Raw genomic sequence first — 21,403 nt, forward strand, 5'->3', positions numbered from 1 at the left:
CGGCCCGCTCGTCCGCCGAGCGGGCCGGTGCACCCGCGAGTCGTCCGGGACGCGCGGTGCGGCGCGTCGGCCTTCGGCCCCGGCCCCGGCTTCGGGCTTCGGGCTTCCGGCTTCCGGCTTCCGGCTTCCGGCTTCCGGCTTCCGGCCTCCGGCCGAGCGGGGCCGGAGGCCTGCCGGTGACGGCGTGCCCGCGTCGCCGCGACGGCGGCAGCCGTGCACCATGGGCGGGTACCTCTCCCAGCTTCGGAAGGGCTCCTCGTGATCAGCATCCCGGGCCGCACGGCCCACGACGGTACGAAGGTCCCGGCTGTCGGCCTCGGCACCTGGCCGATGGACGACGCGCAGGCCGAGGAAGCGGTGAGCCGCGCGCTCGGCATGGGCTACCGGCTCGTCGACACGGCGGCCAACTACCGCAACGAGACCGGCACCGGACGGGGCGTCGCCCGCTCCGGCGTCCCTCGTGAGGAGATCGTCGTCACCACAAAACTGCCGGGCAGGCACCACGGTTACAAGGAGACACTCGCCTCCTTCGAGGAGTCACGGGTCCGCCTCGGACTCTCCTACGTCGATCTCTACCTCATCCACTGGCCCCTGCCCCGCGTCGACAAGTACGTGGACTCCTGGAAGGCGATGATCGAGCTCCGCGCGGCGGGCCTGGTGCGGGCGATCGGTGTCTCGAACTTCACGGCCGAACATCTCGGCCGGCTGGAGGCGGAGACCGGAGTGGTGCCCGCGGTGAACCAGATCGAACTCCATCCCCTGCTTCCCCAGGACGAGTTGCGCGCCTTCCATGACGACAAGGGCATCATCACGGAGAGCTGGAGTCCCCTGGGCCGTGGCTCCGCCCTCCTGGACGACCCCGTGCTCGGGAAGATCGCCGAGACCCACGGTGTGACGCCCGGGCAGGTCGTGCTGCGCTGGCACACACAGCTCGGAGCGGTGCCCATCCCCAAGTCCGCCGACCCCGGGCGCCAGCGGGAGAACCTCGACATCTTCGGGTTCGAGCTGACTCCCGCCGAGATGACGGCCGTCGGCGACCGTCCGCACCGGCGCCTCGGCGGCGACCCCACGACACACGAGGAGTTCTAGAAGGCGCGAGGCTCCGCGAATCAGGGCCGCCTCAACACCTTGATGCCTCAAGGCCTCAAGGGCCCAAGCCCCTCAACGCCTCAACACCTCAACACCTCAACGGTTCAGTGGCAGTTGAGCGCTCGCACCGCGCGCCGGCCGGAGCCCCGGGTCCAGAGGACCCGGGTCCGGCCGGCGCGCGGGCCGGCGGCGGGCTACGTCGCGTCGCGCACCGTGCCGGTGAACTCCGGCCCGTCGTACCGCGTGCCGTTCTCCTCGTCGTAGACCCGCAGCCGCAGCCGTACCGTCTCCGCGGGCTCGGTCACCGTGTCCGCGACGACGGGAATGGTGATCTCGGTGCTCGTCCGGCCGGGCGGAACGTCGGGGTACAGGAAGAGTCCGCTCAGCCGGGACAGGGGCCGTGACGGCAGTGGTGCCTCGCCGGTGTTGTTCCGCAGCCACTGGGGATCGACGTCGGTGGTGGACAGTTCGGCGCCCGAGGCGACGGGCAGGACGACGACGTCGGCCGCGATCTCCACGTCGGCCGCCGCGGAGAGGGACATCCGCCAGGTCAGTCTCCCGCCCTCGACGGCACTGGCGGCGGCCGGGGTCACCTCGACGGTGGGCACCGGATCGTCGTTCAACGCGGTCACACCCCCCCGGTAGGCACCGGTCACGGCACCGTGGACCGCCTTCACGAAGATGTCGTGGGACACGTCGTAGCCGTAGCGCGCGTTGCCCCGGACCTCGACCGGCACCTCGGGGCTCTCGCCGCCGGGCCGTACGGTCACCTCGCGCGACGTGGTCCGGCCCGTGTCCGGATCGGCGACGAACAGCCGGACCGTGCCCTTCCCCTGCCCGGTGACCTTCACCGGCACGTGGTAGGTCCGCACGCCCGACTCGCCCTCCGCGACGCTCAGCCGGCCGATGTCGACGCGTACCAGGTCCGCCGCCCGGACCGCGGGGGTTCCGCCGCGCCATCCCCACGCGTCGATGAGCCACGCCTGTCCGGAGCCGGTGCGCGGGACGATCTCCAGGGACTTCACCCGGTGCGGATCGACCCCCGCGCGGAGTGCGGCGGCCAGCGGCAGCCTGACCTCCTGAGCCCAGAAGGAGGCGGTTCGGTCGGTTCCGGGCAGACCGTCGAGACGGACCCGCCCCAGGGTCGCCCGGTGGCCGGAGGTGTCGGTCAGGGCGATGTCGAACCGGGCGTCCCTGGTGTTCGGCGGAACGATCAGACGCAGCGCCAGATCCCGGGAGCCGGCGATCGAGACCGGCCGCGCCGAACCGACCCGGACCGCGTGACCGGCGGACGTCCATCGCAGTGCCACGGCACGCCGGCCCGGCTCCTGCGACGGCGCCCAGGTGGCGAAGTGCGGCGAGACACCGCTCCGGCCGGAGCCGAGGCAGGCCGCCGACACGGACTCGGTCACCTCCTCGCACAGCCTGCCGCCGTCGACGGAGACCTGTCCGTCCGGCAGGAACGCCGGAGTCCGGCGTCCGCCGACCGCGTGGGTGAGAACCCGGACGGGACCGGCGGAGGGCGCGCGCCGCCCCGAACCGTCGAGCAGCGGCCGTACACGGTCGTCACCGGCGACGAACAGCCGCGCGGCGGCGGCGATGTACGTCGCGCCGGCGGTCTGCTGCTGACGTGCCGTCAGTCTCGTGGCGGTGCCGGGCGAGCACACCCGGTCGCGCTCGTCCCCGTTCCAGAAGTCGTCCTCCGCCGGTGCCTGGGCCTGGCCCGGGGTCCACTCGGTGTTGAAGAAGTTGTGGTTGGCGCCGACCATGTAGACGGCGCTGTGCAGAGCGGCGCCGCGGCTGACTCCGCGTGTCGCGTCCACGTACATCTCGCCCTGGAGGTCGGACACATCGCCGTCGCAGCCGGGCAGGATCGTCGCGGAGGGGACGTCGGGCGCCGGGTTCTGCCCGAAGATCGTGGGGCCGATGAGGACGGTGCCGCGGATGCGCCAGCGCACCGGCCCGTGATAGCCGTCCTGGTCGGCCGGGGCTCCGTACAGGCTGTCCATGGCTGCCCGGTTCACGCCCTCGCCGCCGCGCGAGTGGCCGACCAGCAGGACACGTGACAGGTCCGCCGGAGCCGCCCGCCGTACGACCGGGGGCGCGGAGGCCGGGTCCGCGGACCAGCCCGCCCACCGGGCCAGGTGCTGCCGCACCAGCGACGACCGGGCCTGCGCGCCGCCGTCCTCCGCCGCGTAGTCCTGTCCGTTGACGCCGTTGGCGGCGATGGACACGGTCACGTATCCCTGCGAGGCCAGCAGCTTCTGGTCGGCGAGGTAACCCCGGTAGCTCGGGATGGGCCTGCTGCCCGCCGGGCAGGGCCATTCGCCACCCGGGTCGTGGCCACGGCCGTAGCAGGTGGCGTGGCGGCCGTGCAGGAACAGGGCCAGCGGCCGGTGTCCCGGGGCGTTCGTGGGCGCGACCACCACGGCGCGCATCTCCACGCGCTCGGCCAGGCCGGGCAGGCGGACCGAGGGGAGCTTGTAGTCACCGGTGGCCGTCCGGTACGAGCCCGGCCTGCCGGGGTCGACGGCGTTCACCGGCAGCCGGGTCGACGGCCGGTCCGACAGCCCGGACGGTTTTCCGGGCTCCTTCGGCCCGAGGGACCGGTTCCGCCCGGCGCCCACCGCGTCCAGGCGCCGTTCGCCGGTCCGTGCCTGGAGGCCGGACGGCTTCCCCAACCGTGCCGCACCCAGCGCGAGCCGGAAGGAACGGCCGTCCGGCGCGCCGACGGGACGGCCGAGGAAGCGGTCCCCGGAATAGAACGCGACGCCCGAGTCGCTCATGGGCACCGGCCCGGCCGAGCGCCAGACCAGCTGTCGCGCCGCTCCCCCTCCGGTGAGGCTCCACCCGGCGGGAAGTCCGCCGTCGGCGTCCTCGGCCGAGGCCGGTCCCACGGACCGCGCGGAGCCGGCGGTGTCGTACTGCGCCTGGGTCGATCCTGGCGATCCCGCGACCGCTGCGAGCAACACCGCAGCGATGACCCCTATTCGCCGGACACGGAACAAGGTTCTTCTCCTCCTGGTCGGCATGCGCCCCCGTCGCCACGTCGGTCCCGAAGGGCTCCCCCGTCCCACGAGGACGGAGGAGGAGGCCGGGGGGTTGCCTCGCGCCGGCGTGTTCTTCCTTCTCAACTCCCTTACGGCGAAGCCGATTCGAGCATTCCGGCGAGACGGAGGGTGCGCGTGGCGCTCTCTTTCGCGGCCACGCGTGCGGGCCCCGGCGCCGGGGATCGGCGCCGGGGCCCGCACGGGCAGGTCAGGGCTGGAGGGGCATCGTCCAGCAGTTGGAGAAGGCGTGCTTGCCGGAGAGACGGTCGGTCAGCCAGGAGATGGCGTCGCCCTGGTCGGTGAGGAGGGGCGCGACGTGGTTGAGGAGCAGTCCGTCGCCGAGGTTCGGCAGGACGATGGCGTCGTACGTGATGTCGGCGCCCTTGCGGCACCAGTCGACGGCGAGTTGACGGGCCTGGGCGTGCGGAACGATGTCGTCCTGGACGCCGGTGACCAGGCGTACCGGACTGGTCGGCTTGAGATTGCCGATGCGCTGGTCGGCGAGCGTGGCCTGGAGGGCCGGTGTGCTCGCGACGAGGTCGCTGACGGAGCGGCCGTCCGTCGTCCAGGAGGTGCTCTTCTTGAACGCGTATCCGAGGATCGCGTCGCCGACGCACATCGTGGAGAGGTCGTTCAGCGCGGCTTTCCCGGCGGCGTTGATGTGGGCGTCCGCGAAGTCCTGGAGATCGGGGTCGGACTGGAGGAAGCCGTTGAGGGACCAGCCCAGGGCGCCGGCGAGGGCGCTGCCGTCGATGCCCTTGATCACCTCGGTGAGGTTGGCGGGCGGTGCGCCGGCGTAGGTGCCGGCCAGGGTGATGTCCGGGGCGTAGGAGGGCTGGAGTTCGGCCGCCGACGCGCTGGCACCGCCGCCCTGGCTGTAGCCGAAGAGGCCGACGGGTGAGGCGGAGGTGACCGAGGTTCCGGCCAGCGCGCGGGCCGCGCGGACGGCGTCGAGCAGCGCGTGGCCGCCGTCGAGGCGGTCGACGTACGTGTGGAGCCGGTCGGTCGCGCCCAGCCCGACGTAGTCGGTGACGACCACCGCCACACCGGAGGCCAGGAGCCGGTAGATCGAGAGGTCTTCGTAACCGACCGAAACCGTCTCGTCGTTCAGGCTGATCGGGTGTTCGAGACCCATGGAGGCCGCGCACTGGTCGCCCTGGCCCATGGTGCCGGGGGCCACGGCCACCAGGGGGCGCGGACCGTCGCCCTTCCAGCGGGCCGAGGGCTCGATGTAGGCGCCGGTCACGGCGACGGGCCGTCCGTTGGAGTCGGTCGACTTGTACATCAGGCGGGTCGCGGTACCGGGGAGCGGACCGTCGAGGCCGGGCAGGCTGAGCGCGAGGGGGAGGGGTTCGCTGCGGATCAGGGCGCCGTTGGCCGCGGGGAGGTTCGCGGGCGGCGTGTAGAACGCGGGGATGGTCACGCCACGGGACACCACGTCGCCGGTGCCGGCTGCCGCCGCGGGGATCGCCTGGACGCTCAGACAGGCGAGTACCGCGAGTGCGGTGGCGAGGAGGCGGCCTCGGTTCCGTGCGACGGGCCCGGGGCGTGTGGAGGGCAGATCCCGTTCCGGACGTCGGCCGGACACCGGACGCGGCTGATGGGTGCTGTGGGGTCGTTCCATGCGGCTCACTCCCTGCTTCGTCAAAACGTGGGGGTCGTGCGGGCGGCCGACGGCGTCAATGGCGTGACGCCGGGTGTGGCTGGGGAGCCGGCCGGGGGCCGTCACCGCGGGACTGCCGGTGACGGTCACGGGTCGGTGAGGGGGGGGGAAGAGCGGTGCCGGGATGCGGAGTCGGGCAGGACGGGACCCCGCCCGGCCGCATCGCGGAGGTGGACAGGACGAAGACACCGTCGACGCGCCGTCGGCCGGGCGGCGCGTGGTGCGGCGTCCACCCGCACGTCGTCCGACGTGCGGGTGGGGCGGCGGGGCTCGGGGGTCGTGTTCGGCGGAGCCCGGGGGCTCGTGGCTGCGGCTCCGCCGTTCCGTACTGTGTCCCGCTGTCCCGTGCCGCCCTGTTCCTGTATCGGTTCCCGGCAGCGGCGGACGTCGAAGTCCCGTTCGACGTCCGCTAGTTACTCCCGAGTCACATCAGGAGAGTAGGAGTGGATGTCACTCAGTGACAAGATGTCTGCGTGCGCCATTTCCGAACGGCTCGCTATGCTGCCTCCGGTCGGACGGACAGGGATGGTGGGGCGACGGTGCGCGAAGCGGCACCCGCAGACCGGGCCACGAAGGCCGCGGCGGCCGCGCGGCCGTCACTGGGCGAACGGCGCAAGGAGGCTCTTCGTCTGGACATAGCCCGTGAGGCCGTGCGCCTGTTCGTCTCCCAGGGCGTCACGAACACCACGGGTGACCAGATCGCGGAGGCGGTGGGCGTCTCGACCCGCACACTGTGGCGCCACTTCCCGACCAAGGAGAGCTGCGTACGCCCGTTACTGACGGCGGGACTCGACGCGGCGACGGATCAACTGCGGCACTGGCCGCCGGAGACCGGCCTGCTGGACTTCCTCACCCGCTCCTGCCGCCACGGGACACTGCCGTCCGCCGACCCCGCGGTGCTCGACCTGATCCGCATGACCCCCACCGAGCCGGCGCTGCGCGCCGTCTGGCTCCAGGCCCATGACGACGCGCTGCCCGTCCTCACCGAAGTCCTCGCCCGGCGTTCCGGCGGGAGCACCGACGATCTGCGGGTCAAGGTGCACGCGGCCACCGTCAACGGCGCGCTGCGCGCGGCGGCGGAGGACTTCGCCGTACGTTTCGCCGACGAGGCGCGGGCCTCGGAGGAGGACCTCGCCGCGTGCATGCACGCCGCACTCCGCGCGGCGTCGGAGGGCCTGCCGTACTGACGCCGTCAACGGCCCGTCGGGACCCACCAGTTGGAGCCCCGGGCCGCGGGCGAACGGCCCGCGAACCGTCCGCGAGCCGCAGGCGAGCCGTGCGGGAACGACGGCCGGGTAAAGAGTTCACCTGGTCTAGTCCAAAGGTCCATTTGGTCTAGTCCAACATATTGACGTGATCGCGACAGGGCCCGGAAGCTGGGGACTCCCCCACCCCTCTGGAGGCACAGTGAGACGTCTTCGCGCATGTCTGGGCGCGGCTGCCGCCGTGAGCCTGGCCGCGGTCGGCACGACCGCTCTCGTCGCGGGCAGCGCCTCGGGCGCGACCACCGCGCTCGGCAACCGGTGGTACGCCGCCGCCCCCTACCTGATGCCGCTGGACAACGACCCGCCGGACGCGGGCGCCATCATGGACGCGACCGGCCTCAAGGCCTTCCAGCTCGCCTTCATCCTCGCTCCCAACGGTGGTGGCTGCACGCCGACTTGGGACGGAACGGCCGCGGTGTCCTCGGACACCGCCGTGCAGTCGGTCATCAACACCATCCGCGCCAAGGGCGGCGACGTCTCCGTCTCGATCGGCGGTTACGGCGGCACCAAGCTCGGCCAGGCCTGCTCGGACCCGGCCGCCACCGCCGCCGCGTACCAGCAGGTCATCACCAAGTACGGGCTGCACGCGATCGACTTCGACCTCGAGGAGCCGGAGTACGAGAACACGGCGGCCGTCAGGAACGAGATCGGCGCCGCCAAGATCCTCCAGCAGAACAACCCGGGTCTGTACGTGTCGGTCACCACGGCCGGAACGGCTGACGGAACCGGCTGGTTCGGCAAGCAGATGCTGCTGGAGGCGAAGGCGCAGGGCTTCACCCCGAACAACTTCTCCATCATGCCGTTCGACGGCGGCTTCAACGGCGCCACGGCCCAGACCGGCGCGCTCGCCAACTTCAACACGATCCTCCAGTCGACCTTCGGCTGGGACCAGGCGACCGCCTACGCCCACGAGGGTTTCTCCGGCATGAACGGGCGCAGTGACACCGGCGAGTACTTCCCCCAGGCCGACTTCCAGACGGTGCTGGACTTCGCCACGAGCCACAGGATGGACCGCTTCACCTTCTGGTCCCTCAACCGCGACCGTCAGTGCTCCCCCGCCGACAACGGCGGTCGTACGTCGGGCACTTGCTCCAGCGTGGCCCAGAACTCCTGGGACTTCGCGAAGTACTCGGTGAAGTTCGCCGGCGCGACCCCGCCCACCGGTACCCCGACGCCCACCCCGCCCCCGACTCCCACGCCGCCGAGCAGCGCCTGCAAGACGGCCTGGAACCCGGCCACGGTCTACACCGCCGGCAACGAGGCTTCGTACGACAACCACAACTGGAAGGCCAAGTGGTGGACCCAGAACGAGGCGCCGACCGGCGCCGAGTGGGGTCCGTGGCAGGACGAGGGCGCCTGCTGACCACCTGACCGGCTCCGGACGGGCTCCGGACGGGACGCCCCCACGGGCGCCCCGTCCGGCTCCGCCGGCCCTCGGCCCGCCGCAGGGCCGTACCCCTGAGGGGACGGCGTCACCCGGGATCCGGGCGGCTCCGTCCCCTCATCGCGTGACCCCGGGGCCGGCACGCAGTGCCTCCCTCATCGCCTTCGCGGTGGCCGCCGGGTCGTAGCCCTCGGGCACGCCCGGGACCAGGACGATGTCCCCTTCGATGTGCCGCGAGCGCAGCGGGGCGATGTCCCGGTACGCGGGTGAGTCCCACCAGGCGCGCGCCTCGGTCATGCCGGGGAAGCCGATCACGACGACGTGGCCGGGCCAGCCGCCCTCCACCACCTCGTGCCGCGTGGCGTGCACGAGGAAGCGGCCGCCGTACGGTTCGAAGGTGGCGCCGATCCGCTCGATGTACTCGGCGATCTCCGGGTGCGGTGCGGCTTCCCGCAGGTGGGCTATGGCGTACGCGGTCATGGCATCCCTTCCGGCCGTTCGGGCTCCGTACGCGGACGACCTTGCCAGGCGCGCGGGAGGGCGTCGATTACCCGGGAGGTAAGCGGTGACTCAGGCCGCGTGGCCGGGCCGCGTGAAATCCCCTGCCCCATCAGACCCCGCTCCTGGGGGCGAATGCCCTCTTTGCCCTCGGATTCCCGTCGGCCACGCGCGTTCTCCCTGTTCAGGGTCTTGTAGCTGCCGCCGATGCCTGGTCTTCTGTACGCCCGGTGGGCAAATGGCGCCTCGCCTCATCACGGTCTGCCCGCGGCCCGGGTGAGGAGGGGCCGGCAGGAGAGGCGAACGACGTGGACTCGGTGGCTGGGCAGGACGTGCGGAGGCAACTGCCCGAGGGACTGGGTGCGGCGCTGCACGAGACCGCCGAGGACATCGCCGCGCTGCTGCGGGCCGACGCGGACATGGAACGCCGGATCCCCGGGGCCACGTGGAGTGTCGGCGAGGCGGCCGCACATCTGGCGCTGGCCAACGAGCTGATGGCCCAGCTCGCGGCGGGACACGCGCGCCCCTACGGGGACGGCACCCCGCAGAGCCTCGCCGGGGCCAACGAACGGTCGCTGGCGGAGTTCGGGGAGCGGCGGGCCGAACCCCTCGCGGCGATGATCGTCGAACACGCCGACGCCTGTGCCGCGTCACTGGGCGAAGGCGTCCTGGAGGGCCCCGTGGTCACTCCGCTGGGCCCGATGAGTCCGGCGGAACTCGGGTCGTACCTGCTCACGCACATGCTCGGCCACGGCTACGACCTCGCCCGCGCGCTGGGGCGGCCGCACATGCTCGACCGGGCCCGGGTGGAGCTGACCCTGCCGTTCCTGCTCACGGCGATGCCGCGGGTGACCGAACCGCGCAACACCGCCGGCATGAACGCCCGGTACGTCATACGGCTGTGGGGCGGCGGCGCGTTCGGCGTGACACTGGCCGACGGCGTGGTGGCCGTCGACGAGCGGCCGCCGGCGGGACCGGACTGCACCATCTCCATCGAGCCGGTCACCTTCCTCCTGATGGCCCTCGGCCGCCAGGGCCAGGTGAGCCCCCTTCTCCGCGGCCGCATCCTCGTCCGTGGCCGCAAGCCCTGGCTCGCGCCCCGCTTCCCCGGCCTCTTCACCGCGCCCTGAGCGCACCGCCCCCGCACGGGCCCGCTCTCCGCGGTCCTCCCGCGGGGGTCAGCCGAGCCTGCGGTCGAGGTTGAAGGCGGCGCTGATGAGGGCGAGGTGGGTGAAGGCCTGGGGGAAGTTGCCGCTCTGTTCGCCGGTGTGGCCGATCTCCTCCGCGTAGAGGCCGAGGTGGTTGGCGTAGGTGAGCATCTTCTCGAAGGCGAGCCGGGCCTCGTCGAGACGGCCCGCTCTGGTGAGTGCCTCCACGTACCAGAACGAGCAGATCGAGAAGGTGCCTTCCTCGCCCTGGAGACCGTCGGGGCTCGTCTGCGGGTCGTAGCGGTAGACCAGGGAGTCGGAGACCAGGTCCTCGCCCAGGGCGTCGAGGGTGGCGAGCCATTTGGGGTCGGTGGGGGAGATGAACTTCCCGAGCGGCATCATCAGCAGTGACGCGTCGAGGATGTCGCTGTTCTCGCACTGGGTGAAGGCGTTGCGCCTGGTGGACCAGCCCTGGCTCATGATCCGCTGGTAGATCGTGTCGCGGGCTTCGCCCCAGCGCAGCACGTCGGCGGGCAGGCCACGGTGCCGGGCCAGCCGCATGGCACGTTCGATGGCCACCCAGCACATGACGCGGGAGTAGAGGAAGGGCTTACGGCCTCCGCGGGTCTCCCACACTCCCTCGTCGGGCTGGTCCCAGTTCGCGCACACCCAGTCGACCAGCCCGCGGATGTTGTCCCAGTGCGCGCTGGACAGGGGCTGCCCCCACTTGTCGTAGAGGTAGAGGCAGTCGACGAGGGCGCCGTAGATGTCGAGCTGGAGCTGGCCGACGGCGCCGTTGCCGATCCGTACGGGCGCGGACCCGCGATAGCCCTCGAGGTGGGTCAGCTCGCGTTCGGGCAGGTCACGACGACCGTCGATGCCGTACATGATCTGCAGCGGGCCCTCCGGGCCGATGTCCTCCGGTATACCGGTCTGGACGTGTTCGGACAGGAAACCCATGAAGGCCTCGGCCTCGTCGGTGAAGCCCAGGCGCAGCATCGCGTACACACAGAACGCGGCGTCGCGGATCCACACGTAGCGGTAGTCCCAGTTGCGCTCACCGCCGATCCGCTCGGGCAGGCTGGTGGTCGGCGCGGCGATGATGGCGCCGGTGGGGGCGTACGTGAGCAGTTTCAGTGTGAGGGCGGAACGGTGCACCATCTCCCGCCACCTGCCCCGGTAGCGGGACTGCGACAGCCAGTGCCGCCAGTAGCGCACGGTGGCCTTGAAGTCCCGCTCGGCCTCCGTCACGGCGCAGAACCGCGGAGCCACCTCGTCGGTGATCCGGTCGAGGGCGAAGACCGCGGACTCGCCCTCGCGCAGCTTGAACAGCGACCACACGTCCTGCCCCGCGGCCTCGACCGGCACCGTGGCCGTCAGGGCCAGCTTGAGCGCGGGTGTGGTGAAGACGGCCTGGCCGGAGTCGACGTGCACGGTGTGCGGGACCGTCCCGTAGGCGAAACGGGGGGCGACGCGCGCGCGAAAGGGCAGGGTGCCGCGGACGCACACCACACGGCGGATCAGGCGGTGCCGGCCGGCCTCGCGCGAGTCGTCGACGACCGGCATGAAGTCCTGGATCTCCCCGACCCCGTCGTCCGCGAAGAACCGGGTGATCAGCACATTCGTGTCGGGGAAGTAGAACTGCTTCGTCCGTGCCGGAACGTCCGCGGCGAGTTCGAAGCGGCCGCCCCGGTCGGCGTCCAGGATCGAGGCGAAGACGCTGGGCGCGTCGAAGCGTTCGCAGCAGTACCAGTCGATGGTGCCGTCGGTGCCGACCAGCGCCGCGCTGCGCAGGTCGCCGATCAGGCCGTGGTCGGCGATCGGCAGGTAGCGGGGGGTGCCCGTGCCGTACGGGCCACCGGGCGCGCCATGGGTCCCGCCGTCGGCTCCGACCCCGGAGTTCATGTCCGCCGTACTGGCCATACCGGCCTCCTCTGGGCCGTCACCCGAGCCTCCCCCTCCGCTCCAGGCTAACGAGTCGTCCGCGTTCGGGGGTTTTCCCGGGTGTTCACGGGGGCTCGCGCGGGTTCAGTGCAGGACGACCTTGGCGGCGACGATGATCAGGCCGAGGGCCAGGTTGACGAAGCCCTCGGCGACGACCAGCCCGCGCGAGGCGCCGGCGCGGACGGCTCCGAGGCACGCCCACATGATCTGCTGGGCCACGGCGATGCCCAGGGCGATCCACAGGCCCGTGCCCACGCTCGTCCCGAAGACGGCGCTGAGGGCCACGGCGACGGCGGGAAGGGTGGCCGCCTCGACGATGGACCACTCGTGCGTGCCGATCCGGCGGATCTGGCGCAGCGACCAGCGCTGGCCGACGATGCGTTCCCCGGCGATCTGCGCGTAGACATGCGTCGCCCAGAACACCAGGCCGGTGACCACCAGCAGCACGACGGCCTCGAGCCGCGGGTACTCCCCCGTCGTTCCGGCCGTGGCCACCACGGAGGCGGCCAGGATGGAGCCGTAGATGGCGCCCGCGTAGTCGGTCCGCTGGTGTTCCGGCCGGTACGCGCCATCCCCGCGCTCGGGCGGAACGCTGGAGCCACTCACCCGTTCACGATAGGCGGCGGGCCGGGGCCACGCCCGGCGGGCGGGGCCGTCCGGGCGGGCTCCGGCGGACTCTCGCCGTACGCGGTGCGGGGGGCGACAGGGAAAAGGCCAGGCTCAGCCGCCGTCACCGCGCCGCCGGGCGCCGGACGGGCGGAAACACGCCGTGACCGTCTTCCCGTGCCGCTGGCATTTCATGTCCCACTCGTCGGCGAGCATCCGCACGATGCCCACCCCGCGGCCGGACAGCGCTCCCGGCTCCGGGTCACGCTGGAGCGGCGGTGTGGAGTCCTCGTCGTGGACACTCACGTGCAGGCAGTCGCCGTCCCAGGTGAGGACGAGACGCGCGTCGCTCCGGGCGTGGATGTGGGCGTTGGTGAGCAGCTCGGACACCGTCAGCACGACGGCGTCCACCGTCTCGGGCTCCTCCGCCGTCCACGCCAGGGACTCCAGGTGCGCACGGGTCCAGCGCCGTCCGGCGCTCACCCCTCCGGAGACCGGGAACGAGTGCGCCCAGCCCATCGCCTTGACCGCCATGACGCGACCTCGCTTCCGTCGGTGTCGTCCGTGCCCCTCGTACGGGTCGTGTACCCACGGGACATGCGTACAGTCGGCACCGTCACCGATCGCCTCGGCACATCCCGGCGGCCCTCCGCGCCCGCCCCGCCGAGGAGTTCGGGCAGGGCACTCATGTGCCCGGAACGGAGCCCGGACGGCACGGAGGGAGTCGGTCCCGCGGAACGGCCCGAACTCCCCTTTGGGGCGAACCCGCACGCGAAAGGAACAACGGGCCAACACTGTCCGTACTATCTGTAAGCCGGGGCATACGCACCACGTGCGGTCGCCCAGCCATGCAGCCCGGTCGACACCAACACGCCCTGCCCCACGGCACCTTCCCGGTGTGTTCATGTGCGACCGCGCGTCGAAGAGAGGTCCCATCGTGCCCGACACCAAGACTCCCACCGAACTGACATCGCAGTACACGGCCCAGGTGGTCGCCGACCTGGAGCGCAACGCCAAGGAACAGGAGCGCATCGGCGGGGAAATGGAGGCGCTTCAGGAGCAGTTGAACGCCCTGCGCCACGACCACGCCGTCCTGACCAACCTGCATCAGGCGCTGGGGGCCACCACCGCGCCCGTCGAGACCGGCCCCGAGCCGACGGCGGCGACCTCGGTGCCCCGCCAGAAGACTCCCGGCAAGTCCGCCGAGGGCAAGCGCGCACGGACCAGGAAGGCCGGCGGCGCGAAGGCCACGACGGCGCGGACGTCCGCGGCCAAAAAGCCCGCGGCCGAGGCCGCCTCCACGCAGCCCACCCTCATCGAACTCATCCGCCGCTATCTCACGGAGCAGCGGGAACCGCGCTCCGCCGCCGAGGTCTCCACGGCACTGGGCCAGACCCACCCCGAGCGTCGCATCCAGACCAATGTCGTCCGGACCACCCTGGAGAACCTCGTGGCCAAGAGCCACGCGCACCGCGCCAAGCAGGGCACTTCCGTGTTCTACACGGCCGTCGACACCGAAGAGCCGTCGCCCGGCACGGACCAGCCGGCGAAGGCGGAGGCGAAGGTCAAGGCAGAGGCGAAGACGGACAGCGCCTGAACGGATCGACCCCGGTTCGCCGTGCGGGACCCGCGCGTCCACCCGGCCTCCCGGGCCCTGCGGGCGAACGGCCGGGCGCTCGCGAGGACCCTCGGCGTGTGTCCCGCGCGACCACGCGTCCCACCCCTTGACGCGCCCTCTCCCGAAGGCGGTCCCCGCCGCCGCGAGGACCTGACGAGGTTCCGCGGGAGCCGGTGAAGTCCGGTGCCGCGGCCGCGGCGTTCACGCCGCGGCCCGCCGCCGTCCGGCGCACGGGTCAGGCCGTCACCTTGGCGATGAACGCCGCGAGGTTCGCCACGGTCCGCCGGATCTTCTCCTCCAGCGTCAGCGACTCGTGCATCCGCCCTCCGGCGCCCGCGTCCCGCTTGCCCCGCACATACAGCGAACAGGCGAGGTCGCTGCAGATGTAGGCACCGACCGAGTTGCCCTGCTGCCCGGCCTTACCCGCCTTGGGCGCGACCATCAGGGAGACGCCTCCGGTGTGGGTGGTCACACACATCGAGCACATACTGCGCCGCAACTGCCCCACCGTCGCGCCGGGGCAGCGCAGCACGATGCCCTTCAGGCCGTCACCCGACTCGGCCACGACGTAGGCGCGGTCGGGTGCCTGGGGGTCCCGCCAGCCGAGGTAGTCCAGGTCGTCCCAGGGCCGTTCCGCCAGGTCGCGCGGGACGGAGAGGCGCTTCGCCTCACCCTTGCTGCAGTTCACGAACGCGGTGCGGATCTCTTGCTCGGTCAACGGCTTCATATAGCTCACGGTAATTTGCCTAAAAGCTTTAGGCAAATGCATAATCGGTTACGCCGAGGGAGAGGAAGGACATGGGCCGCGCGGGACTGAACACCGAACGCCTCACACGGGCGGGGGCGGAGCTGGCCGACGAGGTCGGCTTCGATCAGGTGACCGTCTCGGCGCTGGCCAGGCGGTTCGACGTCAAGGTGGCGAGCCTGTACTCGCACGTCAGGAACTCACAGGACCTCAGGACCCGCATCGCCCTGCTCGCCCTGGACGAACTCGCCGAGAGGGGTGCCGCCGCGCTGGCGGGCCGGGCCGGCCGGGACGCGCTGACCGCCTTCGCGAACGTCTACCGCGACTACGCCAGGGAACACCCCGGCCGCTACGCCGCCGCACAGCTCAGGCTCGACCCCGAGACCGCGGCGGCGAGCGCGGGCGTCAGGCACGCGCGGATGATGCGGGCGATCCTGCGGGGCTACGACCTCACGGAACCGGACGAGACTCACGCGGTCCGGATGCTGGGCAGTGTGTTCCACGGCTATGTGAGCCTGGAGTCGAGTGGAGGCTTCAGCCACAGCGCCCCTGACTCGGGGGAAAGCTGGGCGCGCGTCCTGGACGCCCTCGACGCCCTGCTGCGCAACTGGCCCGCGCCCTGAGTCCGGCGCCCGGCGGCCCGCGTTTCCCGTTCCCGTGCCGGACAACCGTCGACACCGCCGGTGTCCGGCACAGGAGCATCCGCCCGCGGTCCGTGCCTCAGCGGTAGTCGGGATTCGGGGCGTCCGGGCGGCAGCCCGCGTCCCATCGCGAACGCTGGTTGCCGTGGGCGGGGATGCCGCCGGACCGCTTCAGCAGGGCCGCCATGTGCATCAGGTTCCAGGTCATGAAGGCGGTGTTGCGATTGGTGAAGTCGTTCTCGGGACCGCCCGAGCCCGGGTCGAGATACGAGGGGCCGGGTCCCGCCGGCCCGATCCAGCCGGCGTCGGCCTGCGGCGGGATGGTGTAGCCGAGGTGCTGGAGGCTGTAGAGGAGGTTCATCGCGCAGTGCTTCACACCGTCCTCGTTGCCGGTGATCAGACAGCCGCCGACGCGCCCGTAGTAGGCGTACTGACCCGCGGAGTTGAGCAGTCCCGAGCCGCTGTAGAGCCGCTCGACGACCTGCTTGGTGACCGAGCTGTTGTCACCGAGCCAGATCGGCCCGGCGAGGACGAGGATGTCGGCGGCCATCACCCGCTCCTGAATGGCGGGCCAGTCGTCCACGGCGAATCCGTGTTCGGTCATGTCCGGGTAGACACCCGGGGCGATGTCGTGGTCGACGGCGCGTACGACCTCGGTCGTGACTCCCTGCGCCTCCATGATCGCGCTGCTCCTGTCGACCAGGCCTTCGGTGTGGCTCAGCCGGGGCGCCGGCTTGAGGGTGCAGTTGATGAACAGCGCGCGCAGGTCCTCGAAGCGGTACGCGTCGTCGGCTGCCGAGGTCGAAGGTGACTCGGTCACGGGTGACTCCTTGGTGCGGGGCCGCGGCGGTGCGGGCCGGGAAACGGAGGCGACCCGGTTGCCGGGTCCGGACGGTGCTCAGGGGAAGCGTCTCGCGTACGCCCCGGCTCGTCCTCGACCGACTCACGGGAACACCTCGCACAGGGCGCGCACCGGAGTGTCGCGCGCCGTGCGGATACGGCCGGACGCGGCACTAGTGTGAAGGTCGTGATGACTGAACGATGGGAACTCGGCGGCGACTTGGGCGTCGCGCGCATCGGCTACGGCGCGATGAAGCTGACCGGCTGGCCGCGCGGCGAGCGGCCGGACCGGGACACCTCACTGGGCATCCTGCGCCGCGCCGTGGAACTCGGGGTGAACCACATCGACACCTCGTACTACTACGCACGTGACGGTGTGTCGGCGAACGAGCTGATCCGGGAGGCGCTGCACCCCTATCCGGACGACCTGGTGATCGTGACCAAGGTGGGCGCCCTGGTGGAGGGCGCCGACATCGCCCTGCCCGCGGACCGGAAGACGGGCCTGACCGCCGGCAATCTGCGCCGCGGTGTCGAGGCGAACCTCCGCTCGCTCGGAGTGGACCGGATGGACGTGGTGAACCTCCGGATGGGTGATGTCGGCGAAGCCGGCGGGGCCTTTCTGGCCGAGCCGCTGGAAGCGCTGCTGGCGCTGCGGGACGAGGGCCTGATCCGGCATCTTGGTGTTTCCAACATCTCGGCCGACCAGTTCGCCGAGGCCCGCAAGATCGCGCCGATCTCCTGTGTCCAGAACCTCTACAACCTGTCGCGGCGCGATGACGATCCCCTCGTCGACGCCTGCGCCGAGGCCGGTGTCGCCTACGTGCCCTTCTTCCCGGTCGGCGGCTTCCAGCCGGTCACCGCCGAGCACCTGGAGGCCGTGGCCGCCCGCCACCGGGCGACCACGCCCCAGGTGGCCCTGGCCTGGCTGCTGGCCCGGTCGCCCAACATCCTCCTCATCCCCGGCACCGGCTCCCTGGCGCACCTGGAGGAGAACATCGCCGCCGGAGCACTCGAACTGACCGCCGAGGACCTCGCCGAACTGGGGTGACCGACACCGGGCGATCCGTTCCGCGCCGCCTGCAACCGAAGCGGCCCCGATCGTGTCTCACAGCACACGACTGGAGCGCGGGGGCACCGGAATGCCTCACGGGCCCCACGTCCCGGGGAGGCATGGGTCATGAGCGGTTGGGCGGTACCGGGCTACACCGAGTCCCGCGAGCTCGGTTCGGGGGCGAGCGGGCGCGTCGCGCTGGCCGTGCACGAGGAGACCGGCCATCCGGTCGCGGTCAAGTACCTCAGCGAGTCGCTGCGCACCCGTCCGGGCTTCGTGCGGGAGTTCCGGGCGGAGGCGCGGCTGCTCGGCGGGCTGCGCAGCGACCATGTGGCCGGTCTCTACGAGTACGTGGAGGGGCCGGAGGGCGCGGCCATCGTCATGGAACTGGTGGACGGGGTGTCCCTGCGGACCCTGCTCGGCCGGCAGGCCCCCCTCGAACCGGAAGCCGCTCTCGTCCTGCTCAAGGGCTCACTGCTCGGCCTCGCCGACGCCCACCGCCTCGGCGTGGTCCACCGCGACTACAAGCCGGAGAACGTCCTCGTCCGCACCGACGGCACGTCGAAGCTCGTCGACTTCGGGATCGCCGCCACCGACGGCACCACGGCCGGCATCGCGGGCACGCCGTCGTACATGGCTCCCGAGCAGTGGACCGGCGCCCCCGCCTCACCCGCCGCCGACGTGTACGCCGCGACCGCGACGTTCTTCGAGTGCCTGACCGGCCGCAAGCCCTACACGGGCGAGAACCTGGCCGAACTCGCCCTCCAGCACGTGGACGGGGTCATCCCCGCCGACGAGGTCCCCGAGCCGGTCCGCTCCCTCGTCCAGCGCGGCCTCGCCAAGGCTCCCGACCAACGGCCCGCCCACGCCGAGGACTTCGTCGCGGAACTCGAGGCCACGGCTGGCGGCGCGTACGGCCCGGACTGGGAGGAGCGCGGCCGCCGGCGACTCGCGGCGCTCGCGGCCCTGTGCCTTCTGCTGGTCCCCTCCGCCCCCTCCGTGCCGCGCCACGCCACGGACGCGGCGCGCACGGTCCTCGGCAGGGCACCCGACTGGCTCCGGGCCTGGCAGCCGAGTCTGCGCGCGCTGCTCGTGTCCGGGGCCGCGCTCGTCGCGGCCCTCCTGCTGACGTACGGCGTCGACCGGCACGCCCCGGACTTCGGCACACCCCGAAGGGCCGCGGAGGCACTGGCCACCACCAGCGCGCGGCCGGCCGGTGACAGCGGCCCCACGGCGACGGCGGACCCCGGGTCCTCGACACCGTCCTCCTCGTCGTCCGCGTCGGCTCCGCCCTCGCCCTCCGGTTCGGCCACGGACACCACCGCGGAACCGTCGGCGTCGGCCTCGGCGTCCGGTTCGGCGTCCGCGCCGGCCACCGTGGCGCCTCCGACACCGCCGGCCACGACGACGTCCGAGCCCACCACGACATCTCCGTCGCCCACCCTCACCGTCAACGTCAAGTCCGTCACCTTCGGCGAGTTCCGGCAGACGGGCACGGCGACCGCGGCGGCGACGGCCACCGTCACCACCGACGGCACCGGGCCGGTCACCCTCACGGTCGCGTGGTTCACCGGTGAGGTCAGCGGGCAGGCCGGAACCCAGGACGGGGCGGCGGAGACGTACCGGCGCAGCGGTTCGACCCAGTACACCATCGTCCTCGACCACACGTTCCAGGGAGCGGGCTGCTACTGGGGAGTCCGGGCGGGCACCCAGCCGGCCTCCGCCGACGGCGGCGCCTGGCAACAGCTCCTGACCCGGCGGTGCTCCCTGCGATGAACGACGACTCCGGCGCCCCGGGCGCCCACTCCCCCGACGACGACTACAGCGCGACCGTGCTGGGCAGCCACTGGATCCAGCGGCCGGACTCCTCCGACACGCTCGCCCTCACCGGGAGTCCGCCCACCGTCGCGCTGTCGGGCGCCGAGGCCGGGGCCGTCGCGCCCGACCGGGTCGAGGGCACCCTGCTGCGTTTCGGCCCCGGCGTGAACGCCGACACCGTGCGCCGGGTCGCCGTGACTCCCGCGGCCGTGCCGGTACGCCGCCGGACCTGGCGCCGGCACGTGCTGCCGGCCGTGGTGCTGCTGGCCGTCGTCGCCCTTCTCCTGTGGCATCGCTCCGAGCCGTCCCTCGGGGTGGAAAGCGTCGCGGTCGCCGCCGTGTCGCCCTCGCCCGGATGCGACGAGACCGCCGACATCACGGGCGTCGTCACCACCAACGGCAGTCCCGGCGAACTCACGTACCGCTGGGTCCGCAGCGACGGCACCTCCTCGGACGTCCTGCACGAGGATCTGACGCGTCACCAGAAGCGGGCGCGACTGCACTTGCTGTGGACGTTCCAGGGCAACGGCCGCTACGCGGCACGCGCCGAGCTGCACCTGTTGTCGCCGGTGCGCCGCACGGTGTCGACGAAGCTCACGTACCACTGCCCGTGACAGGGCCGGGCACCCGCCCGGGCCGGCCGGGCGTGCGGCGCCCTCACACGCTCGACGGTGTGCAGGCGCTCAGACCGGTGACGTAGTTGAGCTGGGGGCCGTAGCCGGCGAAGGTGGCGATCGCCCGGGGCAGCAGGGTGCGGCACGGGGCGCCCTGGCCGTCGGTGTACTGGACGGTGACGTCGACGGTGGTGTCGCAGTCGTTGACGACGGTCGTGTAGCGCCAGTCGCTGTAGTGGTGGACGCAGTCCGGAACGGGGGTCGCGTCGACGGCATCGCCCGCGAGGGCCCCCTGAACGGCGTCTCGCGCGACGGCGGGCGCCTCGGCGGCACCCATCAGGCCCACGATCGCGACGGACAGCCCCAGAGCCGTCCTGAGCCCGCGCGGATGGATGAGGCGGCTGGTGGTGAACATGGAGGCGTCCTTCGGGTCGGCGGGAGCGGCGGCCGTGGAGCCGCGCCGCGTGCCACCTTGCAACGCCTGCAAGAATTGCGCAAAGCCATGCAACGCCTTTCAGTCGATGATGAACTCTCAACCGAACAGGTGCCGTTCACGAAAATGTCCCGACCTGGGCCTTGCGCCCCCTCCGGTACGACCTGTGCGCGGGGCCGGCCCGGTGACGGCGGGACCGCGGGTCGGCCCGGTGCGGGCCGGCCGGGCGGTCAGCCGCGAGATCTGCCCTGGTCCCGCCGGCCCTGCCGGGGCTGGGGGCGGCCATGTCCGCCGGCACGGCGACGTGACGGTGCCGGGGGTGCGTCCGCGCTGTTGAAACCGGGGCCGCTCGGGGCGCTGAATCCGCCGGGGACCGCAGGAGCGGCCGCGGGGGCACCGGCGGCGGCCGTCGGCGCGGAGGGCGCGGACGGCGTACGGGTGCGCGGCACCGCGCGGCCCAGGACGCGGGTGTGCGTCATCAACGGGGCGCAGGCGGCGCAGACTTCCATCAGGTTCCACACCTGGGCAATGGCCGGATCATGGCGCAGCACCAACAGCACACTGCCCATGCAGTGCACCTGGCTGCCCTCGTGGGAGGCGCACTGCGTCTGCCGGCAGGCGCAGGCGGCGTCCGCGTGCACGGTGGCCGCGCGGGCGTGGGCCCCGATGTGGGCCTCGGCGAAGCGGCGCAGCGCGGCGAGGTCACGGGACCGCGGCGGCATGGCGCAGGGAGAGGAGCAGGTGACCGAAGCGGTGCGGTCGCTGTGGCCGGAGATGCGGACGGTCCACGTGCGTCCCGGACGTCGCGCGGCAGGAGATTCTGAGTATGGGAGGTCCAAGACCGGCAGTCCTTCGGCAGTGGGATGTTCGCGCAGATGCGCATGGAGTTTCTTTACCCGCGCGGGCCGGTCCGTCATTCACCGGTGGGCCGCGAGCGTCCTCGAATCTTCGAGCGATGGCGTGCGCGGGCCCGGACTGCTGTCGTGCGGGGTTGCG

19 protein-coding genes are annotated in these 21,403 nt (G+C 72.2%); 9 read left to right on the plus strand and 10 right to left on the minus strand.

Annotated elements, in window-relative coordinates; genetic code table 11:
* Positions 1-258 precede the first annotated feature (258 nt).
* Positions 259-1,089 (plus strand): aldo/keto reductase, encoded by an 831-nt coding sequence (locus tag ACFYW9_RS03615; RefSeq protein WP_389144210.1) that lies wholly within the window; start codon positions 259-261, stop codon positions 1,087-1,089.
* Between the two features lie 194 nt (positions 1,090-1,283).
* Here the strand turns inward: ACFYW9_RS03615 and ACFYW9_RS03620 are convergent, their stop codons facing one another.
* Both ACFYW9_RS03620 and ACFYW9_RS03625 read right to left on the minus strand, forming a co-directional pair.
* The gene (locus ACFYW9_RS03620) at positions 1,284-4,097 is read right to left on the minus strand and encodes a hypothetical protein (RefSeq protein ID WP_389144213.1); all 2,814 of its coding nucleotides are present in this window, start codon (positions 4,095-4,097) and stop codon (positions 1,284-1,286) included.
* A 250-nt stretch (positions 4,098-4,347) separates the two neighbouring features.
* On the minus strand, positions 4,348-5,763 hold the full coding sequence (locus tag ACFYW9_RS03625; protein ID WP_389144216.1) for an alpha/beta fold hydrolase: 1,416 nt from the start codon (positions 5,761-5,763) through the stop codon (positions 4,348-4,350).
* A 578-nt stretch (positions 5,764-6,341) separates the two neighbouring features.
* Here ACFYW9_RS03625 and ACFYW9_RS03630 point away from each other — a divergent pair.
* Positions 6,342-6,989, plus strand: coding sequence for a TetR family transcriptional regulator (locus ACFYW9_RS03630; protein WP_389144219.1), 648 nt, complete (start codon positions 6,342-6,344; stop codon positions 6,987-6,989).
* Positions 6,990-7,209: 220 nt separating this feature from the next.
* Positions 7,210-8,430: a carbohydrate-binding protein gene (locus ACFYW9_RS03635; protein ID WP_389144222.1), complete on the plus strand. Its 1,221-nt coding sequence runs from the start codon at positions 7,210-7,212 to the stop codon at positions 8,428-8,430.
* A gap of 138 nt (positions 8,431-8,568) precedes the next feature.
* Here ACFYW9_RS03635 and ACFYW9_RS03640 read toward each other — a convergent pair whose 3' ends face one another.
* Positions 8,569-8,931: a DUF1330 domain-containing protein gene (locus tag ACFYW9_RS03640; protein ID WP_389144225.1), complete on the minus strand. Its 363-nt coding sequence runs from the start codon at positions 8,929-8,931 to the stop codon at positions 8,569-8,571.
* 326 nt (positions 8,932-9,257) lie between these two features.
* On the opposite strand from ACFYW9_RS03640, the gene ACFYW9_RS03645 reads away from it, so the two are divergent.
* Positions 9,258-10,079 (plus strand): maleylpyruvate isomerase family mycothiol-dependent enzyme, encoded by an 822-nt coding sequence (locus ACFYW9_RS03645; protein ID WP_389144228.1) that lies wholly within the window; start codon positions 9,258-9,260, stop codon positions 10,077-10,079.
* 48 nt (positions 10,080-10,127) lie between these two features.
* Here the strand turns inward: ACFYW9_RS03645 and ACFYW9_RS03650 are convergent, their stop codons facing one another.
* The 3 genes from ACFYW9_RS03650 to ACFYW9_RS03660 form a co-directional block, all read right to left on the minus strand.
* Entirely contained in the window at positions 10,128-12,020 is a 1,893-nt protein-coding gene (locus tag ACFYW9_RS03650) for a glycoside hydrolase family 15 protein (RefSeq protein WP_389144231.1), read from the minus strand.
* 105 nt (positions 12,021-12,125) lie between these two features.
* Entirely contained in the window at positions 12,126-12,647 is a 522-nt protein-coding gene (locus tag ACFYW9_RS03655; RefSeq protein WP_389144234.1) for a hypothetical protein, read from the minus strand.
* Between the two features lie 114 nt (positions 12,648-12,761).
* Entirely contained in the window at positions 12,762-13,181 is a 420-nt protein-coding gene (locus ACFYW9_RS03660) for an ATP-binding protein (RefSeq protein WP_389144237.1), read from the minus strand.
* A gap of 403 nt (positions 13,182-13,584) precedes the next feature.
* Between ACFYW9_RS03660 and ACFYW9_RS03665 the strand changes: the two genes are divergently transcribed.
* Positions 13,585-14,244, plus strand: coding sequence for a hypothetical protein (locus ACFYW9_RS03665; protein ID WP_389144240.1), 660 nt, complete (start codon positions 13,585-13,587; stop codon positions 14,242-14,244).
* A 256-nt stretch (positions 14,245-14,500) separates the two neighbouring features.
* Here ACFYW9_RS03665 and ACFYW9_RS03670 read toward each other — a convergent pair whose 3' ends face one another.
* On the minus strand, positions 14,501-14,992 hold the full coding sequence (locus ACFYW9_RS03670; RefSeq protein WP_389144244.1) for an FBP domain-containing protein: 492 nt from the start codon (positions 14,990-14,992) through the stop codon (positions 14,501-14,503).
* 71 nt (positions 14,993-15,063) lie between these two features.
* Between ACFYW9_RS03670 and ACFYW9_RS03675 the strand changes: the two genes are divergently transcribed.
* Positions 15,064-15,633, plus strand: coding sequence for a WHG domain-containing protein (locus ACFYW9_RS03675; RefSeq protein ID WP_351860554.1), 570 nt, complete (start codon positions 15,064-15,066; stop codon positions 15,631-15,633).
* 97 nt (positions 15,634-15,730) lie between these two features.
* Here the strand turns inward: ACFYW9_RS03675 and ACFYW9_RS03680 are convergent, their stop codons facing one another.
* On the minus strand, positions 15,731-16,471 hold the full coding sequence (locus ACFYW9_RS03680) for a flavodoxin family protein (protein WP_351860557.1): 741 nt from the start codon (positions 16,469-16,471) through the stop codon (positions 15,731-15,733).
* Positions 16,472-16,681: 210 nt separating this feature from the next.
* Here ACFYW9_RS03680 and ACFYW9_RS03685 point away from each other — a divergent pair, with 210 nt between their 5' ends.
* The 3 genes from ACFYW9_RS03685 (at position 16,682) to ACFYW9_RS03695 (ending at position 19,974) form a co-directional block, all read left to right on the plus strand.
* Entirely contained in the window at positions 16,682-17,539 is an 858-nt protein-coding gene (locus ACFYW9_RS03685) for an oxidoreductase (protein WP_389144249.1), read from the plus strand.
* Positions 17,540-17,668: 129 nt separating this feature from the next.
* Complete coding sequence (locus tag ACFYW9_RS03690) at positions 17,669-19,318, plus strand: serine/threonine-protein kinase (protein WP_389144252.1); 1,650 nt, start codon at positions 17,669-17,671, stop codon at positions 19,316-19,318.
* Positions 19,315-19,974: a hypothetical protein gene (locus ACFYW9_RS03695; RefSeq protein WP_389144255.1), complete on the plus strand. Its 660-nt coding sequence runs from the start codon at positions 19,315-19,317 to the stop codon at positions 19,972-19,974. The genes ACFYW9_RS03690 and ACFYW9_RS03695 overlap by 4 nt, the downstream gene beginning before the upstream one ends.
* Before the next feature lie 43 nt (positions 19,975-20,017).
* Here ACFYW9_RS03695 and ACFYW9_RS03700 read toward each other — a convergent pair whose 3' ends face one another.
* A complete protein-coding gene (locus ACFYW9_RS03700; protein ID WP_351860565.1) occupies positions 20,018-20,389 on the minus strand; it encodes an alpha-amylase in 372 nt (123 codons plus the stop codon).
* Between the two features lie 248 nt (positions 20,390-20,637).
* On the minus strand, positions 20,638-21,129 hold the full coding sequence (locus tag ACFYW9_RS03705) for a hypothetical protein (RefSeq protein ID WP_389144259.1): 492 nt from the start codon (positions 21,127-21,129) through the stop codon (positions 20,638-20,640).
* Positions 21,130-21,403: the final 274 nt, after the last annotated feature.

This window comes from Streptomyces sp. NPDC002698 (genome assembly GCF_042888945.1).
Classification (GTDB): domain Bacteria; phylum Actinomycetota; class Actinomycetes; order Streptomycetales; family Streptomycetaceae; genus Streptomyces.